Source organism: Euzebyella saccharophila (assembly GCF_014855495.1).
Taxonomy (GTDB): domain Bacteria; phylum Bacteroidota; class Bacteroidia; order Flavobacteriales; family Flavobacteriaceae; genus Euzebyella; species Euzebyella saccharophila.
The window spans coordinates 861,764-882,212 of sequence record NZ_JACYFJ010000001.1 but is presented as its reverse complement, the minus strand read 5'-3'; the positions used below and the strand labels follow the sequence as shown (position 1 = coordinate 882,212).

Genomic DNA, 20,449 nt, shown 5'->3' with positions numbered 1-20,449 from the left:
TACCAGCAGTGTTGTTTTAATATTTTCTATCTACATCTAGGTTTTGGTAACGGTTCGGACTGCCCTTTAGGTACTAATTTTTTTCTCATCAAACCCTTATCTTCAAAATGTCTTGAAATCTCATAACTCTTATCGGTATAGTCATCGCTACCGTCTTCCCTTTTATAAAAATAAACTTTAATTGAAAGACAATTTTCATGCTCAAATATTTCTTTTAACATTGTTCTATCCGATAAACCACAAGAGTGACCGGCAACAACAACTTGAAATTCATCTGACTGAACAAATCTTATTAAACTCCAATAATTAGAGGTCTGAGAATATTTAAAAGACTTGATATGTTTAAACAGGTCATTATTCCTTAATTTCTCAAACTTTCTGTATTCCTCGTCCATCTCATCACCAAATCCGAGTACTATAGGGTTTTCATCATCTTCCAACTCTCCGTGAATATAAATATGGTCTACATTTTCAATTTTACCTCCAACATGGTTAAGGTAATTCCAAACAGTGGCAGTGTAATTAAAATTTAAAACAACCAGATTTTCAGGAACTAAATCTGAACCTATTCCCTTTACTAAAACATCTTCTTTTCTAATTGCACTAGTAAAAATCCTAGAATAACTCGAAGGAACAAAATCCTTTTTATCTAACCTTAGCTTAACCAAATACTTCTCCAATATTTCGGTTAAACAAGCAAACTGTTCATTTAAATGAATGATCTCAGCTTCATTCTTTAGTTTACACAGATGATCAAAATATAAATTTTCGATATCAACCCAGCGTAGATTGCAAAAGTTGTCGAAAATCTCCTTAAAGAATTTAGAACCAAACTTGACCTTAACCTTAACATAATGGCCTGAGGATGACGAAATAAAACCTTCGATAATATCTCTAACCTCCTGAAGTGTAGTTGGTGTATCTAATTTACTCTTATCAAATCTATAAAAAGAATCTCCATAACTCAACTCAAACAAATCATCAGAATATACATCCTCCTTGAAAAATTCACCTATGGCGTTTTGAAAATAGTCTAAAATGAAGTCACTATAACTTGTCTTGAAGCCATGAGCCAAATCAAAACCATTTCCAATTAAAACAAGTCTATTCATGCTTACTAAAATAAACTTTAAAAACAGATAATTTTAATAATTATGGCTTATCAATCAAAACGCTCACTGCATTCCCACCAAAACCTACGGCATTCACCATTATTCTTTTTAGCTTTTTAACATCGCTAATAGTTTGAAACGGAGTCGAAATTAAACACTGCTCTTGAAGCATTAGAACAGCCAATTCAAGACTTAAAACACCAGAGCTGGCAAAGGTGTGCCCTAATTTCCACTTATTGGTGGTCATCAGCGGCAAATTACCCCCGAAAATCTTCTTGATAGCCTTTATTTCTGAGGAATCGCCTTTTATCGTTCCAGGGGCATGCATAACCACTACGTCTACCTCACTGGGTGAAATATCGCCCAAGGCCATCTTCATCGAACGCTGGAAACAAAGGGCATCGGTTGAAATGGAAATATTGTGTTTTAAGGGTTCTGTGGCATACCCCACACCAACAATTTGAGCCAAGGCATTCTTCTTTTCCCCGACCTCTAAACAAGCAACCGAGGCTCCCTCACCTAGCACCATGGTATTCTCCTTTTTTTCCATCTCCAAGGCCAAACAAGGAAAATTCACCTCTTCGTGTAAACCACGTCTTGAGTACACCTTTAAGGCTTTCATTTGGGAAATGGTAAAGGGCGTTAAAGGTGCCTCGCTACCACCTACCAGAAATTTATGGGCCATACCACTTTGCAGCCAAGCAACCCCATTTAAAACGGCATGGAGGCCTGTTGAACAGGTGATGGAATGGGATATTTCAGGGCCATGGGTCTTTAGGTCGTGTGCCAACCACGAAGAGATATTTCCCAAAGTAGTGGTAGGCGATGAGAGGGTAGAATTTTTTCCGTTGGCCAAAAATTCTTCATGGTAGGTTTCAAAAAGCTCGGTTGCCCCTCTTGAAGAGCCGATATTGATTCCAAAATCATCCCCTAATTGCCATCCAGCCATGGAAACAGCTTTTCTAGCCGCGAAAAGTGCATATAGAACGGTTTTATCCAAACTCCTGTATTTTGGATCGGCATTTTTGATTTCATTAATTTTCTGAATGTCTTCTTGTTGAATGGCCGAAACCCATTCCTTTTGGTCTCCAAAACGCTTTTTAGTCAAATAATGTTGGCCGTTTAAATAAGCTTCCCAGGTAGATTCCAAATCACTACCTAATGGGGAAATAGAGGATACTGACGTAATTGATATGGGTTGTTTCACTACTAAAAGTCGTCTTAAACGATATCCAAAACCTCGATAATGGTATCGTAAATTTTTTGTAACTGTGTTTCGGAAATGATGTAGGGAGCAGAAATATATATGGTATTTCCTAGAGGCCTCAAAAATACGCCGTTATCCATAAAATGCTTGAACAAACGGTCTCTTAGATTCCCATAGCGTTCCATTTTTACATTTAAGTCGAGCGCATAAATAATTCCGCATTGGCGCGTGGAGGCCACTTTTGGATGGTTGTTCAGCTTTTCGTCAAACTCTTGATGACTACGGATAATCCGTTGGATGTTTTCTTGAATTTCTTCGGACTGTAGCAATTGTAATCCGGCAAGGGCAGCCGTACAGGCCAACGGATTAGCTGTGTAGGTATGGCCATGGAACAAACCTTTAGCAATATCATCGCTATAAAAGGCATCGTACACCTCTTGAGTGCAGCTCGTTACCGCCATAGGAAGCAGACCTGCCGTAAGGGCTTTACTCATGCAAATGATATCAGGCGGGGTCTGCAAATATTCCGAAGCAAAATTTTTACCTGTTTTTCCAAAGCCGGTCATTACCTCATCGGCAATGGCCAAAACCCCATGTTTTTTGATCAGCTCTAAAACCTGGTTCAGATCTTCTGGGGCATGCATTTTCATGGCTGCTGCACCTTGTACGAGGGGTTCATAGATAAAGCCGGCAATATCATTTTTCTGCAACCGACCTTCCAGCTGCTTTAATACCTCACCTATATTTTCTTTGGTGGGAACAGGTATCCGCTCTACCTGGATAAAGAAATCTTCAAACGGACCGTTGTAGACCGACAGGCCCGAAACGGACATGGCCCCAAAGGTATCGCCATGAAAACCCTCTTCAAATGCTAATAAAACAGGCCTCTTTTCCCCTTTATTAAAATGGTATTGCAACGCCATTTTAATTCCAATTTCGGTAGCCGTGGAACCATTATCGGAAAAGAAAAGCTTTTGATGGTTATTAGGCAGAACCTTAATTAGCGCCTCAGACAATTTTACTGCAGGCTCATGGGTGAAACCACTAAAGACTACTTGGTCCAATTGCTGCATTTGCGCTTGCACCTTTTCCAATATATAGTCATTGCAATGCCCATAAACACTGGTATACCATGAAGAGATTCCGTCTATATAATCCTTACCATTCTCGTCATATAAAAGGGCTCCCTTGGCCCTTTTAATACCCAACATTTTTGGATGCAATTTGTGTTGGGTCAAGGGGTGCCAAATGTGTTTTTGGTCCCTTTTGGAAATACTTTCGGATTCCAATACCGTCATGTCACGTTCATTTTCCATCATGCAAAGATGGGGAAAAATGGACTTCTTTCTATAGAATTTGAACGTTCAATAAGCGAGTGCTTATTATAAAGTCTCTAAAATAGGCTTGAATTTATCAGCATATTTTTTAATAACAGCCTTATCAAAAGTATCCTCCTCTTCAATACGGCCTATCATGGAAACCCCAGTTTTGTGAAGAATAATATTTTCGGTCTGAGGATTCGCGTTTCCACTGAAAAGTACGGAAACATCGTAGCCTTTTTGCATTAACCAATTAATGGTCAGTAGACTGTGGTTAATACTTCCCAAATAATGCCTTGAAACCACCACTACCTTATGAGTAGGCATAATGATATCCAATACGGTATCACTATCATTAAAAGGAACGAGGATACCGCCACAGCCTTCAATCACCAAATGATTGTTAGTTTGTGGCTCCTTAATATGTTCACGATCAATATAAACGCCTTCATTCTCGGCTGCCGCATGGGGACTCATAGGGTCTTTTAATTCGTAACTGCTATCATGGATCTTAGACTTTGTGTTAGACAATAAGGCCTTCACCTTATCACTATCTGTATGGTCAAGTTCTCCGGCTTGAACCGGTTTCCAATAGTCTGCCTCCATAGCCTCTGCAATTATGGCCGAAGCAATGGTTTTTCCTACTTCCGTAGAAATTCCTGTTACGAAAAATTGTGTCATAGGGTAATTTTAATTAGTGATCATGCCACAATTTAGGCATTTGTATTTTCTTTTCTCCAAAAACGGAAAAAGTTTATGCAAAAGACCCTGTCTTTTATAGAAAACCTCGGAGCGTTGGGCCCTACAATTGGGACACACCCGTACATTTCCCTCCTCATCCAAAGCATATGCCCTAATCTCATCATAAATGGATATGGCCTTGTCCTTATCTTCAGTATAAACCTGAAGTTTTACACCACCAATAGCGTTGCTTATAATGGGGTCTGAATTCAACGTATTCTCATCTCGAAGAAAGACCGAAATACCTTCAGATTCCAACTTACTTTTTACAATTTGAACATCAGCAGGATATTCAAAAGAAGCCAACGTATAGAATTTGCCTGTCATTCACTATTCAGATAATCCTTTCAATAAAATTAGCAAATCTTCCATTTGTGCCTTGGTATTAAAACTGTGGAGACATATCCGCAGTCCTTCTTCTCCCAAAGGAACAGTTGGGGATAATATGGCCCTGACATCAAAATGTGCTTCCTTTAATTTTGCGGATGCATTTTTGGCCACTTCAACATTTCCCATTTTCAGACAATGAATGGCAGATTGGCTATCTATAAACCGATGCCCCAAGCCCATTCTTTTAATTTCCGACTTAAAAAAACCGATATTTTCTTGAAGTCTTATCACACTATCTGAATTTGCCATCTGCTGATGTGCCGCCTGAATATTGGCCAAGGAGTGTGGCGGCAAGCCTGTGGTATAAATGAAGCTACGGGCAAAGTTTGTCAAGTATTCCTTTAAATATTCACTTCCAAGAATGGCGGCCCCATGGCAGCCAATGGCCTTGCCAAAAGTGACGATTCTCGCAAAAACTTCCTTTTCAATACCCAAATGTGGCACCAGACCCTTACCCGTTTTTCCAAGAACTCCCACGCTGTGCGCTTCATCCACAACTAGGTTACATTGGTATTCCTTACAAATAGCAGCCATCTTTAATAAATTGGGGGAATCACCATCCATGGAAAATACAGATTCCGTAACCACATAAATTTCGGCATCAGGCAGCAGCTTGCTTTTCTCTTTTCGAATTTTCTCTTCTAAATTCTTAAGATTATTATGGAGGAATTTCTGCTTTTGGGCATTTCCGAGGGAAATACCATCCCGGATACTGGCATGAATCAATTCGTCATAGAAAACCACATCCCCACGTTGTGGTACGGAAGCAAAAAAACCTAAGTTGGCATCGTAACCAGAATTAAAAACCAAAGCAGAAGCGCAATGATGAAAATCGGCTAACATTTTCTCGGTTTTGGTATAGAGCCCATGGTTACCGGTAATCAAGCGAGAACCGGTAGCCCCATTTTCAGCACTATCTTCGTTCTCAAGAATACGAGCGCCGACCTCTGAAACTTTTGGATTTCTCGCCAAACCCAAATAATCGTTCGAAGAAAAATCGATAAGAGCATTGTTCTTCTCTGGAAGTTTCCTGAGCATATTCTCAATTTTTCTTTGCTCTAGCTTTTTCAGTAATTTAGAAGGAAAAGACACCATTTAGCAAAATTAGGGGTTTACCGGTTCCCTGATTCCAACAAACAACAAAAAAAGTCCTTCCGGTCAAAAGATACAACCATAGGGACTTCTCACTAACACTAAATTTTAATATAAATGGGTTTCTTTGAAATAGGACATATCAAAACCAAGATTTTGCGCAAAATAAGCCTGCTCACCCAAATAGAGTTTTTCTTTGGCGGCATAAAGAACCTCATCTTCTTCTCCGTAAAGATCCATGTACAGATAGTCCTTTTCCATCTTAAGGGAATAGTATTTGATGTTTTTGGCATTGTAAGGTTTCTGCAAGAAAATAATACCACTTAGCAGCTTGCCCTTATCCAAATTGGCCTTGGCTATTATGTCACCATCTAATCCATATTTAACAACCGAACCGTCCAAATAACCATCCTTAAGTTGAAAGCTATATTTTAATTTTTCGCTATTTGGATAATACCATTCACAATTTGATTCATTTGCATTCTTAAAATTCTTTACCAATCGCCCTTGTTTTGATATGGTTTCTTCTTTCACCAGAGCACCATCCCTATAGGTTTCCAGGCTATTTTCTTTATTATAATTGGTTTTTATGCTCCTAACACCATCAAATGGTGCACCGTTTATATACTCCATTTGGGCTATTTTCTCCCCATCATTATTGTAATAAGTAGCTATTCCATCTAGTTGATCCTCCTTATATATTTCTTTGGCAGTTAGCACTCCGTTATAGGTGAATTTTTTGAACACCCCTTCCTTTAAACCTTTTGTATAGGTACCTTCTTCCAGTACATTTTTATTATAGTCCAGTTTTTGATACACTCCGGATTTCTTCCCTTCCTTAATTTCATAAAGCTCCCTAGTTGCCGTGTCATAATAGGTACCTGCCCATGGCTTCTGATCTTTGAACTCCACTTTAGCAATTAAACTACCTTCGCGATCATAAAAGGAAGCACAACAGTTAATATCTATATCCTCAACCAAAACAGGGTCTATATTGCCGTAGGCAGAACTATAACCGTAATCATACTTTCTATAAGCCAGCTGTTGTCCGTTTTTTATGACTTCGTACTCGTTTACCCAATCGGAATCATTAAAGAATTTATATCTAGTTCCCTCCTTTTTTTCAAAATCGAAGCTTCCTAGTATCTTACCATTTTTATCATAGAAAACGCCTTTTACTGGATTGTACTTTTTAAAATCGGTTTCACTTTGTTTTTCCCCATTGCTATAAAAAGTAACCTCCCTAACTTTATTAAAACCATCTTCTTCATATTCTTCAATTCTTTTAAAGGTATGGGTAGTATCTTCGGTAATTTTTCTATTTCTCCATGAGGTTTTTCTAATTAAGTTACCTTCTTTATACTCCTCTATGCCATTGACTTTTGAAGTGTAGTAATCAAAAGAAAACCTTTGACCACTGTCCGGTTTTGGATAGGAACCAGTATTACTTAGAAGGAGCTCCCCCAAAAGATTCCCATCCATATCATAAAAAACCTCTTTTTCATTAGTTTTCTCAATTTGGGTTTTTTCAGTTTTAGGGTGATATACAATTTCCTTAATCAATACCCCTTCCTTAAAAGTTCGTTTTCCACCATTATAGAATTCTGTACCATTAAAAGGTGAATAATTCTTGTATTCCATTCGAGCCATCTCTTTCCCGCTCTCGTAATAACTAATTTGAAGGTTTTTGTACCCTTCGCTATAGCTCGTAAGGCTTTTTAGTTTTCCGTTGGAGTAGTAAATGGCTTCCTCATTAATTTTACCATCCTTGTAAACCGTCTTTCTTTGAATTTCATAATCACCGGCATAGTCATTCTTCATCTGCCCATAACCAAATAAATAGCTTGTTCCATTTTCAGGGCGTTTCCCATACCGATCCACCCTATATTCCACTACTCCCATTTGCTTCCCTTCCGGAGTAAAATACGTGTGTTGTAATTTGGGTTCTTTTTGAAATAAGGCCCTGACCTGTTCATTGGGGTAATAGTCTGTTTGGCCAAAAACCTGATTCCTACTGTAGTATTTAATTGATTGTACCCGCATAGGGTTGTAATAATAAAAGACCTCTTCCCCTTTTATATCCCCTCTGGAATTTTTGGTTTTTCGGCCTATTAATTTTCCGTCCTTACCATAGTAATTGGTGTAGACTTCGTAGGTGTCAGGTGTACCCACACGTTCCAATCTAATACCGTTGATATTATTTTGATGTATTACTTCCCTAATGGTATCACCCTCCTTCTCCGTATACATCATTTGGTCTCCGTAGACGGTATTTCTCTTCCCCGAAATATAAACACCCCGCTCGTAGTTGGCAGTAAGTTTTTTACCATTTAAATAGGTAATAAAATTACCATGTAGGTATCCTTGATCGTAGTTGCCTTGCTGATAGATGGAACCATCTTCCTTATACCAAGTGACCGTACCTTGCCATTTTTCCTTGTTGGGCAATAAGGAATATCCAACCATTTGTTTGGCCCGGGAAATGTAGTAATCCTGAAATTGGTAAAGGTCTCCCTGTTTGGTTATGGGCAGCCTATAGAACAAAGCACTATCCTTTTCTTGAACAACTTTCCACTTACTGTTATAGTAGATAGTGTCATTTTGTGCGTTAAGGACATGAAGTCCGAAAATATAGACTACAAGAAAAAGGAAATTTTTAAAAGTAAAAGACATGATTAAAAGCTTAAAGTAATATGGGAACAAATTTAGGGGGTGTTCATTTTTTATTACTCCCTTTTTTCAGGGGTTTTTTTTAAACCAAAATACTGTTGTTTTTATTGCCTAAATGAAGAGAGATAAATTACATACTACCTGAAGTTAGAATAACCAACTGTACTCTGTTTAGAAAATTCATTCTGAATATCTGGTAGTGAAAAAGAAATTAGATTTTTTTGAGCAGATCGTAATATCGCCCTAGTTATCTTTCCAAAAGCTGAATTGTACATTATCTGAATTCAGCAAGCTACAAAAGGTTGCTTTTAAATACTATATTGGAGGTTAAATTAAACTTCTCTAAACCTTATGGCAATAGACGCATTGACCGAAATTGAATTTACCAGATGTAACACCGATAGTGAACTTCTGCAAATTCTAGACTTGCAACGAAGAAATCTTGCGGTTTCGCTTTCTGAAGATGAAAAATTGAAAGAAGGCTTTGTAACCGTCGTACACTCCTTTGAAATTTTAAAGGAGATGAACGAAACCTGTGCCCATATCATTGCCAAATACCATGGTAAAGTGATTGCCTACGCACTATGCATGCACCCTAAATTTGCAGACCGTATTGAAGTTCTTAAGCCCATGTTTGCCGAAATGGAAAATCTGGAACCCAAGATCGAGAATTACATGGCCATGGGTCAAATTTGTGTGGATAAGGCCCACAGAAAAAAAGGCGTATTTAGAGAACTGTATAAAACCATGAAGAGGTATGTAATCCCAAATTTTCTTCTATAATCACCGAAGTGGATGCTACCAACCAACGGTCTATGGCTGCCCATAAAAAGATTGGTTTTGAAGTTTTATCAGATTATATTGTAGATGATGTTCACTGGAACATAATCCAACTAAAATAAGAACTATTACCATGAAAAAGGTATTGCCAATACAATACTTCCGCAAAAATTATGCATAACAACTCCACAGATAATTTTGATAAATAATCCACTTGCTTAACTTTGGGAACATGAAGACAGCAGAAGACCATGAAAAGGAAGAGGAAAGGCTCAAGCTTCTAGACTCCTATTCCATTTTAGATACGTTGCCAGAGGAGGATTATGATAATTTAACCAAACTGGCCGCTGAAATCTGCCAAACCCCCATTTCCCTGATTACGCTGTTGGACGACCATAGGCAATGGTTCAAATCCCACCACGGTCTAAATATTAGGGAAACCCCAAAAGACCAAGCGTTCTGCGCCCATGCCATTCATACCCACGAAAAGATTTTTACGGTCAAGGATTCTCGGGAAGATGCCCGCTTTTTTGACAATCCGTTGGTGACGGGAGAGCCCAGAGTGGTATTTTATGCAGGCGTGCCCCTAAAAAATTCTTCCGGACTACCTCTTGGCACTCTCTGTGTAATAGACCATCAGCCCCACGAGCTTAGCCAAAGCCAAAAGGAGGCTTTAAATATTTTGGCCGATCAGGTCATGAACCTATTGGAACTCCGAAAAAATAAATTGGAGCTTGAGAATAAAAATCGCGATTTAAAAAACCTTTCCGATGAATTGGAAGTTAAGGTAGAACAACGTACCCAGGAACTTGCCTTGCAAAACCGGGAACTGGAAAAAATGAATTCGGAACTCCAGTCCTTTGCCTACATTTCCAGTCACGATATGCAGGAACCCCTGCGTAAAATACAAACGTTCGTCTCTCAAATACTGGCAACGGAGAGCGCCAATCTTTCCGAAAAAGGAATTTATCGCTTTAACCGAATGCAGTTAGCGGCCAACCGCATGCAGACCTTGATCCAAGATTTACTTTCGTATTCCAAAGCGGAGAAATCCAATCAAATATTCGAAGAAACCTCTTTTCAGGAAATCACCGAAGAGATAAAGGACAACCTTCTTGAAGAGCTTGAACATAAAAAAGCAACTTTAACCATTAAGGGCAATTGCAGCGCAGAACTGATTCCATCACAGTTTAAACAGCTTTTTGCCAATCTCATCGTAAACTCCCTCAAATTCGCCAAAAAGAAGGTCCCTTCAATAATTTCCGTTGATATAGCTACCATTGATCATACGCAAATCAAAGAATTTCCCCTAAGAAAGGACACGGAGTACTGTAGAATACTGTTTAAAGACAACGGTGTTGGTTTTGACCAGAAATATGCAGAGCAAATCTTCAAGATATTTCATAGGCTACATAACCGTAAAGAATATGAAGGCACGGGCATTGGTCTGGCCATCGTAAAAAAAATTGTGCAAAACCACCAAGGCTATATAACGGCCAAGGGTCAGTTAGGCGAAGGGGTTACTTTTAAAATCGTGATTCCTAGATATCAGAAAACACAACGTTCCCTACCTACCCCATAAATACCTTAAGAAACTTTTTTGGATAGTAGGCTCAATACCAATTTTAATAGTTTTGGTCATTTTAGACGGATTTTACCCACATTTTTTTTTGCATTTATTTTCAATTAAAGAAATCCCTTTCAGCCCAACAAACTTCCTGTCTCAGGAAATTTCGGTATCAAGTTGTGGTACATTAAATTGAAAATCAAGGTGGTTCTTCATCGAAAAAATTATATTTTCCCGTCGGCATTAACTTATATTTAACGTTCATAACAACCCACATTTGAGCCGGTTTTTAGTTCCCCTTATGATGTGCTGTACGCTAGGATTTTCTCAAAACATCAACTTTGACCAGTTGGGCAAGGAGAAATGGCTCCGCTATAATGGAGGCATCGCTGCCAATTCCGTGTACTATGATGGCACCGCCAACAGACAGGCATTTACCTATTATTTAACAGGTAGCCTTAATTTTAATATTGCCGGGCTGTACAGCATTCCCTTATCATTTACTTATTCCAACCAAGAGTTCGATTTTCCGAATCCATTTAATTTCAATAGACTGAGCCTGCATCCTTCATACAAATGGGCCACTGCGCATATTGGCGATGTGAGCATGACCTTTTCTCCATACACGCTAGCAGGGCATCAATTTACCGGTGGTGGTTTTGACCTTAATCCCGAAGGAAAATTTCAGATAAGTGCCATGTACGGGCGATTTTTAAAGGCAACGGAGTACGATGAAGAACATCCAGAAGCCCTTACGGCTTTTAAGAGAATGGGCTACGGACTAAAAACGGCCTACGATTTCGATTTTATGAAATTGGGCGTTATTCTTTTTAAAGCGAACGATGAAGAGAATTCTCTGATAAATCCCTTCCCAATTGAGTTGGGGCTTTCTCCCAAGGACAACGCCGTGGTATCGTTTGAATCCGAATTCAGGCTATTCGACAAGGCCCGAATTCATTTCGAGTACGCCATTTCTGGGGTAACAGAAGATACCCGCCTTACCGAAAACAGACCTACTGCCGGTATGCTTTCCTTTTTGTTAAAGGAGAATATCAGCACCCAATACTACAATGCGCTGAACGCTTCTTTTGACTACCCGGCCGGAAACGGAAGTTTGGGGGTAGGCTACGAACGAATCGACCCCGATTACAAAACTCTCGGTGCCTATTATTTCAATAATGACCTGGAGAACATTACGGTAAACGCTAGCCAGTCCATTTTTGAGAACAAATTGAATCTTAACGTGAATGCCGGTTTGCAGCGCGACAACCTTAACAATGCCAAGTCTTCAGACCAGCAACGCGTAGTAAGTGCCATCAACGCCAATTATACGGCCTCTGAACGTTTGGGCATCAACGCTAGCTACTCCAATTTTCAGTCGTACACCAATATCAGGGACCAGTTTGATTACATCAACCAAGTGGGGGCCTATGATAATGTAGACACCCTTAATTACCGGCAGATTTCCCAGAATGCCAATTTGGGAATCAACTACATTCTTAAAAAGACCGAAACAAAACAGCACAGTACCAACCTCAACCTGGTATATCAAAATAGTACCAATCAACAAGAGGGCGAGACCATTGAAGGCGGTGAAAATTCTTTTTATAACGGGGTGGCTTCCTATACATTGGGGTTTCCACAACAGGCACTAAATGTTTCCTTGGCCGGAAACGTTTCTTACAATACAGTAGCCGAAGACAACAATCTTATTTTAGGCCCCACACTGGCCATTGGAAAACAGTTTTTTGATAAAAAACTGCGGAGTAATTTTTCGAGTTCCTACAACAGTTCTTTTGCCAATGGCGAACAGCAGAACAACGTGCTCAACTTTAGGTTGGGAAGCAATTATACCCTATACAAAAAACACAATCTGAACCTCAACTTTTTAATGTTGTTCAGAAACTCGGAGCTCAATACCGGTCGTGACCTAACCATCACCTTTGGGTACAGCTACGCCTTTGATAATTTTAAGTTGGACATTGACCCGGGTAGCAGATCACCTAACGAACGGGACCCAAGAAATAAGGAAAATACTTTAAGCTTTCGCTATAGAAACGCAACCTACAGCGGCACCATTCCTAGCTTAAATGAGCAGCTCACCAATGTATATACAAGTGCTCCGTTTAGCAATATTCCGCAATTTAAAAAGGACGAACTTAAAATTCTATTGGCGACCGTTAAAGAGCAAAAAAGAGAAGACAGGTACAAAGAAAGCGCACTTACGTTCTTAGCGGAACTTTATGCCTTTGGCGACTTTGAGAAAGTGTATGAAGAAGCTTTGCACAGCGTTATTTCAAGTATTCAGGACGATATGAAAAAAATTGATATGGCCTTGGAGAACCTGTTCGTAGCCAAGAAACTGGAAGTAGACGAGCACCCGTTGCACAATAAAAAGGAGGAGGACTATTCCCAAAGGGATAAGGCTTTGGCTCCTCGATATCAGGCCTTAGTGGCAGAACAACAAACCCGACTGGAAAAACTGGTGGGCCACCGTTGGATGGAAACCCAATTCGCAGAATTTACCAGTATGGCGGACATTGAAAAGGGAACTGGATTTTTAAAAGAATTTAAAAAAGACTATGCATTAAAGTCCTTTGAAATGTTTGAAAAAACAGAAAACGTAAACCAACTGGAAACCTATCTGGAAAATGAGATCATTGATTTCTATTATAAAAAATCGTTGAACTTGGTGAATCCGGAGTTTTTTGAGCTAAAGTATATTAATAAGAATTAAACAGTAGGCAATAGGCAAATCGAGAAAAGAATGTATAAGCAGCTGACAGCATATAAAACAGCATTTTCCCTAGCTATGGACGTTTTTGAAATGACCAAAAAATTTCCTAAGGAAGAGCGCTATTCCCTTACGGATCAGATTAGGAGAAGTTCCCGTTCGGTTTGTGCCAATATTGCTGAAGGTTACCGAAAAAGGAGGTATGTAAAACATTTTGTTGCCAAACTTACGGATGCCGATATGGAAAACACCGAAACCCAAGTTTGGTTAGAGTTTTCATTAGCTTGCCAGTACATTCAAGAAGAGACCAAAATAGAACTGTACAATAAAACCGTTGAAGTAGGAAAATTGCTTGGCTATATGATCAACAACCCTAAAAAATTCAGCAGTAAATGATATTCAAAACCCTAAAACATATCATCCAAAAACTGCATACTGCATACTGCATACTGCCTACTGCCTACTGCCTACTGCATACCGCACTCTGCCTACTCTTTTTAACCTTCAACCTAACCACCGCCACCGCACAATCCTTTCCTGTACAGGTAATTCCGCAAGTGACGCCGCCGCCGCCCATTTATTTTTCAGAATACGCCAACGAGAATACCGTAAACAGTCCGTTGCGCGTTCAATTGATTTTAAACGATTTTGAGATTGTCAATCGGGAAGTCCGCCTAAGAGTTTCCTTTGAGGGTAGCGGTATCAGTTTTCAAAGTAAAGACCTAGTTACCGGCGCTTCGCCCCTATTTTTAGAAGGAGGTGTTCCCCTGGTACTTACCAACGTAGAGCTGGCATCCTATTTTAGGTATGAAAACCTCAACGGTATTTCGGGTAACGTGTATGGCAATGCCATCCCCGAAGGGGCCTATAACTTCTGTTTTGAGGTGTTCGATGTGCTTACCGGCAGTCGCCTGTCACAAAAATCGTGTGCCATTAGTGTGGTCTTTCAGAACGAACCACCTTTCTTGGTATCCCCCAGAAACAAGACCAATGTAGAAGAAATCAATCCGCAGAACATTGTATTTCAGTGGACACCAAGACACGTAAATGTTAGCAATGTAGAATACGAGCTTAGCATTGTAGAAATTTGGGACACCCAAGTGGACCCGCAACAGGCCTTTTTAAGCTCGCCTCCCGTTTTTCAAACCGTTACCAATGCTACTACCTATGTATACGGACCGGCCGATCCGCTCTTCCTATCCGGAAAAAATTATGCTTGGCGGGTGCAGGCAAAGGCAAAACAAGGGTTGGAAGAAGTGGGCCTTTTTGAAAACCAAGGCTATAGCGAGATTTACTCCTTTAGTTATGCCGGCAGTTGCGATTTGCCTTTGGGCATTAACCATGAGGTTAAGGGGAGTACCAATGCCAATATTTTTTGGGACGATTTCTCTACCGAAGTACCTGAATACACGGTACGTTACCGGCAAAAAAACGTGGAGGGGGCCGAGTGGTTCCCCAATAAGACTAGTGGCAACCAAACCACCCTGTGGGACCTTAAGCCAGGTACGGTCTATGAATATCAGGTTCAAAAACAATGTACGGTAACGGGCAGTGATTGGAGTGTTACCAAGCAGTTTACCACTTTTATTGCTGATGAAGAGGCGGCCGTTTACGATTGCAACATCACCCCCAATTTTAACCTAAGCAATAAGGAGCCCCTTCCCAATCTCTATGCCGGGGATGCCTTTAAGGCGGGCGATTTCCCCATTAAGGTTTTGGAAACCAGCGGCAGTAATGGTCGTTTTACCGGTAAGGGCTATGTAACCATTCCCTATCTCAACAGCATACGCGTGGGGGTAGCATTTACCAATGTGTTAGTAAATACGGATAATCAGTTGGTAGAAGGATCGGTAGTGACAGTGTACGACCCTAGCATGCGGAATATTCTGGACATAGATGAGGCAATCGATACCGTTACCGATGCGGTGGATGCGGTAGGGGAATTTGTTGAGGGCGATAATGATTTGGATGAAATCAAGGTCAATTGGGCCATTGATAAAGACGATATAAAAATTGAGGACGGAAAGGTGGTCATTACCAACCCACAAAATGGAGTGACCAAATCAGAACCCTTGGGAGATGACATGGTCATTACCGATAGCGAGGGAAAAACATATTATGTGGATGCCGAAGGCGAAATTACCGAAGGTGGTACCATAGACCAAAACGGAGCCATTACCGGCAATAACGTAGAAGGGGTTTCCAATAACGGCCGACTGGAATCCCTTACTGCCCGAGGAATACAAGTAACCTTTAATGAGGAGGGCACCTACGGAATGGATATCATGCCCACAGGGAACATAGGCACACTCGCCCAAGAATATACGGTCATTAAAGATGCCGATGGCAAGGACTATCCGTTGACCCATCATGCCGTTAAAAAAGGGGCTACCACCAAAATTAAGGCAACTATTGACCTAAAAAATGGCGACTACAAAGCAGACGATGTAAGCTTTAAGACCAAACAAGGGGATTCCATTCCCACAACTTTTAACGGTTCTACAGCGACCTTGACCCTCACTGGAAGATATTCCTTTGAAAATGAGGTGATATATGCCACTGTCCCCAGCAAAGAGGACAATAGCAAACAGCTCACCGCAGGGGCTTTCACCCTATGGCACCTTACGGAGAGAAGTATAAATGTTGCCTTGGTCTCGGTAAATGGTGCTTCGCTGGGGAATATAGAAAGTAATGTCTCCAAAATTTTTGAAAAAGCGGTAGCGAATATACAGTTTGGCAAAAGCTTAAGTCTTTCTGTTAAAAAGTCTGAACTAGGTAGTAACCAAACTTTGGATTTTGGCGAAAGCGCCTGGGCCGCCGCCTATAATGAGGAGCAAAAAATGCTCGTCAATAGGGTAAAGCAGTTAGAAGGTTATAATGCCAACACCTATTACATTTTGGTCTTTAATGACATTGAACCTTCACGCCCTATTGGTGGTTTTATGCCCTTACAGCGCCAAATGGGCTTTGTATTTGGAGGTAAACCTGAGGAAGAAGATAAAGGTGGTGACAAAAGTAAAACACTGGCCCATGAAATAGGGCACGGTATTTTTGCCCTACAGCATCCTTTTTCCGAATTTGGAACGAATCAACAAACCGATTGGCTCATGGACTATGGTAGCGGAGACCAACTGCCCCATACCCATTGGGCCCAGATTCATGATCCCTCTTTAAAGTTTTATTTGTTCCAAGAGGAAGAAGAGGGAGAAATTGCCGGAAAAATTTGGTTTACCCCAGATTGGAAGCCTTTTTCATATTCTAAAGAGATTAGCAGAACTATAGCCTCTAATGGCTCTATGAAAGAGCCAAAAGGTACAATTCCTGGTTTTAAATTAGGAGATATAACCTACTACGCCACTTATGACAATGGTAAGTTTGTGGGGTATGTATCATCTCAAACCCCCAATGGACAAAAAGTTCCTCTGCCATATGTTAGTATTCAAGATATTAAAAAAGAGAAAAGGGTTTTCCTTTTTGATAACTCTCCAGAATGCAATGACCCTTATTATTCGGTTGAATACAAAGATTTAGAAAACTTTAAAAATGGGACCATCAATTTTAATCACCAATTAGTAAAGTATGAAGGTGAAACCGATTGTATACAAGAGGACCAGGACGCAATTGCACAGTTAGAAGAAAATCCATTTAACTTAACCATATGCCAATTAATAAATACTGATGGCACTTATAAAGAAGAATGGGTAACCCAAGCTGCCAATAGTATCAACGAAGCCTATGGCAGAAGAATAGGCCAAAAGAGTAAGCCCTACCGAACAAAAGGAGATTTTTATCATTTGGTAAACGTCTCAAATGCTGCCTTGGCAGATAAAGCCGAACTAATTGAAGACAAACTATACACTCTTAAATATAAAACTGATAAAGATTTCTATGTAGTCTTTCAGCCAGTGGAATATAAAATTGATGAGAACAAACTGGATGAATTTGCGTCAAAAATACTTGAGAAAAGTAATTTAAAAGATTATTCTAATAACGCCATTCTTATTGTCGTTCCTTTTATCAGGTTTAGTGAAGGGTTAGGAACAACCAAGTGTATGCAGGTAGGTTTTGCCCAAAGCAAGAACGACCTAGTCGACACCTTTCAATTTAAAAAATCCAATGACCTTCTAAGTTATATTTTAGGAGCATTTGCCCGCATTAAAAAACCGGCCACCATCTACTACAGCTATATTTTGGCCGATAGAAAAAATGCGATAGTAGAAAAATCAAGTGATAAAGATGTTAGGGGACTTTCTTTTATACAAAATATTGCAATTCTCAAAAGTCCCCATTATGATGAACTTAGGAAACTGGAATCCCAAGGAAGACAACTAAAAAGGGAAAAACCGAAATCATCAGATTACAACAGTACTTCTGAGTACGTCAATGCCAAATATGAACATCAGCAAAAATTGGCCCAGTGGCATATAGCATACGAAAATAAGCAGTCACAGGCGGCTATGGAGGATTTTGACGCCTTGGAAGAGGCAAAATCCGATAAACCGGACAAGACAATTTCATATTTTGAGGCAGTACCGGGCAAAAAAGGAATATTGTTTAGAGAAGTTTATATCGATCGGGCAGCTGTAAATTCCAAACTACTCATAGCTTATTCCAACCTGCATCAGGCCCAAGATGAATATGCCGGTTTTTTGGTGAATTTGGCCTATTTAATGGAGGTTGATGAATTTGCAAAAGTACAGCCCTTTCACCTTTATCAGGAAATTGATACCGATGCCGTGGTATATTCCGTATTGGATGCGGCTTCCCTTGCCCTTGCACCTTTTCAAATAGATTTTATTGCCGATGGTATAGGGCTCATATATGCAGTTGCCAACGGCCATAGAACTGAAGCCGGTCTGTACACCGCCTCATTGGTAGCTGTCGGGTTTGGCCAATATGCCGCCACCTATTTACGATCAAGCGATAGGTTTACCTTGGTAGCCAAACTGGACAATAACGGCAACGTAACGGAATACGAAATAAAGCGGGCCAATGAAATAATTGAGTCTGCCAATGAAAAGCCCATGATGTCTTCGGTAGCGGATAATCTTGATGATGCCAAGAAAGATTTTAATGATGCTTTAGATGTTGATTTCGGATTAGAAATGGCACTAGATATTGAAGCAGCCACAGCAACAGGAGCAAATACGGTTGTTGATATTGCCGAAGGAGCAATCGAGAGTTTAAATGAAGTTAAGGCTATTTTGGAAGCCGCAAATGTATCTGGTCCTGCACTGGCCAAGTTTGAGAATATAGATGCTGTTCAAAGTATAGCAAACAGGTTTAAAAGCACTAAAGGAGATGGCCTTGAAGGCATTAAAAATTTGTTGTTAGACAGCAAAACAAATACTCGTAAACAAGAGATAGTGGATCAATTGGTTAAAATTGATGAGATTTTCCCAACCACTGCCCTCATTACAATTACGACCAAAAAATCTGGTAATTTCAATTTTATCCAAATAAAAGACCCTGCGGATAATCTGGTAGCTCAAATGACGGGAGGCAATATTACCAAAAGGCAAATTTTGGAAAATGGTGATAAGATAGCCTCCTATGATGGCATAGACATTCTAAAAAATGGAGATATTATAGGCTTTAAAGGTTACGCGAATTGGCCGTATGACAAATATGTTCCTAATGGTGCGTTAACAAAAATAAGCGATGGCTCTTCTTCTTACAAAGATGTATACTCAATTGCCGGTGAACCTGACATAGTCTTGGCTGTAATGCAGCCTGGCAAGAACGTGCAAACCTTAATAAACGAGGTAGAAGCCCTAGCCAAACTAAAAGCGCAAGAAATACCTGCCGTAGAGGTATTGGAACAAGTTATATATGAAGGTCGTCCCGCCATAATTATGAAGCGTTATGCCGGTAGTTCAGACAACATCGCCCAACTCCGAGGTGCCACGGTTGAAATCATCGGCTCATCGGATGCTGTTACCGCCAACAGTATTGAAAGTCTTGAAACAATTAAAGACCTCCTTAAACAAAAGGAAGTAGATGTTGTAGATCTAGAATTTTTGATAGATGATAATGGTAGTTTCTTTATTGCAGACCCAAGTGCTATACGTTTAAATACTCAGCCTTCAGAGGGTAATATTAACTTGATAGATGAGCTAATTGCACAAATCAAGGTGAATTTGGTTAACGCGGGGGGGAGCTTTAAAACAGTTACGAAAACTATTGTAAAACAAGAACTCCCTACGGACTTTGTGAATGCTTTAAAGAAGTTTGGAAAAACAGAAGATGAAATTCTTGACTATTTTAAAAATTACCACAATGTAAGGTCTGGCGAAAATTGGTTGAACGAAATTCAAACATTAAAAGCACAATATCCAAACCTTAGTAATGATGAAGTTTTCTCACTTTGGGGCTATACAACTAATTTCTATTATGGTGATTTAAACTACTGGTTAAGGAATGGTCTCAATTCAAATTTGACAGGAGATGTAAAATTAATTTTAGAAAACGCATTGGCTAAACTGCCGAATTATTCGGGTCAAAAAGTTTATAGAGGAATTGAAATAAAACAAGCAGATTTACAAGGTTTTCTTGATTCATATAATCAAGGAGCTAAACATACTTGGAATGATTTTACATCTTGTGGTGGGTCTCAAGGAGCTTCATTCGGTGGACGTCCAGAGATTAATATAATATTTGAAATACAACATACAACAGGTAAAAACATTACAGATTTTGCTGATGGTGTGAAATATAATAATATGCCTGCACCTGAAATTTTAATCAAATCAGGAAGTAAGTTTGAAGCAGTTGCCGACCCTGTTCTTGACCAATCAACGGGTAAGTGGATTATAAAACTAATTCAAAATCATTAAA

General features: G+C 39.7%; 12 protein-coding genes. 5 read left to right on the top strand and 7 right to left on the bottom strand.

All coding sequences use genetic code 11. From position 1 onward, the window contains the following. Positions 1-26 precede the first annotated feature (26 nt). From IL355_RS03595 to IL355_RS03565, 7 genes are all read right to left on the bottom strand, one after another. Entirely contained in the window at positions 27-1,112 is a 1,086-nt protein-coding gene (locus IL355_RS03595) for an AbiH family protein (protein ID WP_192460817.1), read from the bottom strand. A 40-nt stretch (positions 1,113-1,152) separates the two neighbouring features. Next, positions 1,153-2,319, bottom strand: a complete 1,167-nt coding sequence (locus tag IL355_RS03590) for a beta-ketoacyl synthase N-terminal-like domain-containing protein (RefSeq protein WP_192460816.1) — start codon at positions 2,317-2,319, stop codon at positions 1,153-1,155. A 14-nt stretch (positions 2,320-2,333) separates the two neighbouring features. Continuing rightward, complete coding sequence (bioA, locus tag IL355_RS03585; protein ID WP_192460815.1) at positions 2,334-3,617, bottom strand: adenosylmethionine--8-amino-7-oxononanoate transaminase; 1,284 nt, start codon at positions 3,615-3,617, stop codon at positions 2,334-2,336. Positions 3,618-3,701: 84 nt separating this feature from the next. Then, on the bottom strand, positions 3,702-4,319 hold the full coding sequence (gene bioD / locus IL355_RS03580) for a dethiobiotin synthase (protein ID WP_192460814.1): 618 nt from the start codon (positions 4,317-4,319) through the stop codon (positions 3,702-3,704). A gap of 9 nt (positions 4,320-4,328) precedes the next feature. After that, the gene (locus IL355_RS03575; protein ID WP_192460813.1) at positions 4,329-4,706 is read right to left on the bottom strand and encodes a putative signal transducing protein; all 378 of its coding nucleotides are present in this window, start codon (positions 4,704-4,706) and stop codon (positions 4,329-4,331) included. 3 nt (positions 4,707-4,709) lie between these two features. Beyond that, positions 4,710-5,807, bottom strand: coding sequence for an aminotransferase class I/II-fold pyridoxal phosphate-dependent enzyme (locus IL355_RS03570; RefSeq protein ID WP_225621100.1), 1,098 nt, complete (start codon positions 5,805-5,807; stop codon positions 4,710-4,712). A gap of 162 nt (positions 5,808-5,969) precedes the next feature. Further along, entirely contained in the window at positions 5,970-8,534 is a 2,565-nt protein-coding gene (locus IL355_RS03565) for a toxin-antitoxin system YwqK family antitoxin (RefSeq protein ID WP_192460811.1), read from the bottom strand. Between the two features lie 348 nt (positions 8,535-8,882). On the opposite strand from IL355_RS03565, the gene IL355_RS03560 reads away from it, so the two are divergent. The 5 genes from IL355_RS03560 to IL355_RS03540 all read left to right on the top strand — a co-directional run bounded on the left by IL355_RS03560 (position 8,883) and on the right by IL355_RS03540 (position 20,448). Next, on the top strand, positions 8,883-9,314 hold the full coding sequence (locus tag IL355_RS03560) for a GNAT family N-acetyltransferase (protein WP_225621099.1): 432 nt from the start codon (positions 8,883-8,885) through the stop codon (positions 9,312-9,314). A gap of 229 nt (positions 9,315-9,543) precedes the next feature. Further along, entirely contained in the window at positions 9,544-10,893 is a 1,350-nt protein-coding gene (locus IL355_RS03555; RefSeq protein ID WP_192460810.1) for a GAF domain-containing sensor histidine kinase, read from the top strand. 262 nt (positions 10,894-11,155) lie between these two features. Then, positions 11,156-13,615, top strand: a complete 2,460-nt coding sequence (locus tag IL355_RS03550) for a TonB-dependent receptor (protein ID WP_192460809.1) — start codon at positions 11,156-11,158, stop codon at positions 13,613-13,615. A gap of 30 nt (positions 13,616-13,645) precedes the next feature. After that, positions 13,646-14,008, top strand: a complete 363-nt coding sequence (locus IL355_RS03545) for a four helix bundle protein (RefSeq protein ID WP_192460808.1) — start codon at positions 13,646-13,648, stop codon at positions 14,006-14,008. Beyond that, entirely contained in the window at positions 14,005-20,448 is a 6,444-nt protein-coding gene (locus IL355_RS03540; RefSeq protein WP_192460807.1) for a fibronectin type III domain-containing protein, read from the top strand. The genes IL355_RS03545 and IL355_RS03540 overlap by 4 nt, the downstream gene beginning before the upstream one ends. The last annotated feature ends 1 nt before the right edge of the window (position 20,449 follow it).

What these genes read in the sequence shown, in the direction of transcription:
- IL355_RS03545 (WP_192460808.1), top strand. Translation starts at nt 13,646, where the DNA reads ATGTATAAGCAGCTGACAGCATATAAAACAGCATTTTCCCTAGCTATG.
- bioD (WP_192460814.1), bottom strand. Translation starts at nt 4,319, where the DNA reads ATGACACAATTTTTCGTAACAGGAATTTCTACGGAAGTAGGAAAAACC.
- bioA (WP_192460815.1), bottom strand. Translation starts at nt 3,617, where the DNA reads ATGACGGTATTGGAATCCGAAAGTATTTCCAAAAGGGACCAAAAACAC.
- IL355_RS03565 (WP_192460811.1), bottom strand. Translation starts at nt 8,534, where the DNA reads ATGTCTTTTACTTTTAAAAATTTCCTTTTTCTTGTAGTCTATATTTTC.
- IL355_RS03595 (WP_192460817.1), bottom strand. Translation starts at nt 1,112, where the DNA reads ATGAATAGACTTGTTTTAATTGGAAATGGTTTTGATTTGGCTCATGGC.
- IL355_RS03555 (WP_192460810.1), top strand. Translation starts at nt 9,544, where the DNA reads ATGAAGACAGCAGAAGACCATGAAAAGGAAGAGGAAAGGCTCAAGCTT.
- IL355_RS03575 (WP_192460813.1), bottom strand. Translation starts at nt 4,706, where the DNA reads ATGACAGGCAAATTCTATACGTTGGCTTCTTTTGAATATCCTGCTGAT.
- IL355_RS03560 (WP_225621099.1), top strand. Translation starts at nt 8,883, where the DNA reads ATGGCAATAGACGCATTGACCGAAATTGAATTTACCAGATGTAACACC.
- IL355_RS03570 (WP_225621100.1), bottom strand. Translation starts at nt 5,807, where the DNA reads ATGCTCAGGAAACTTCCAGAGAAGAACAATGCTCTTATCGATTTTTCT.
- IL355_RS03540 (WP_192460807.1), top strand. Translation starts at nt 14,005, where the DNA reads ATGATATTCAAAACCCTAAAACATATCATCCAAAAACTGCATACTGCA.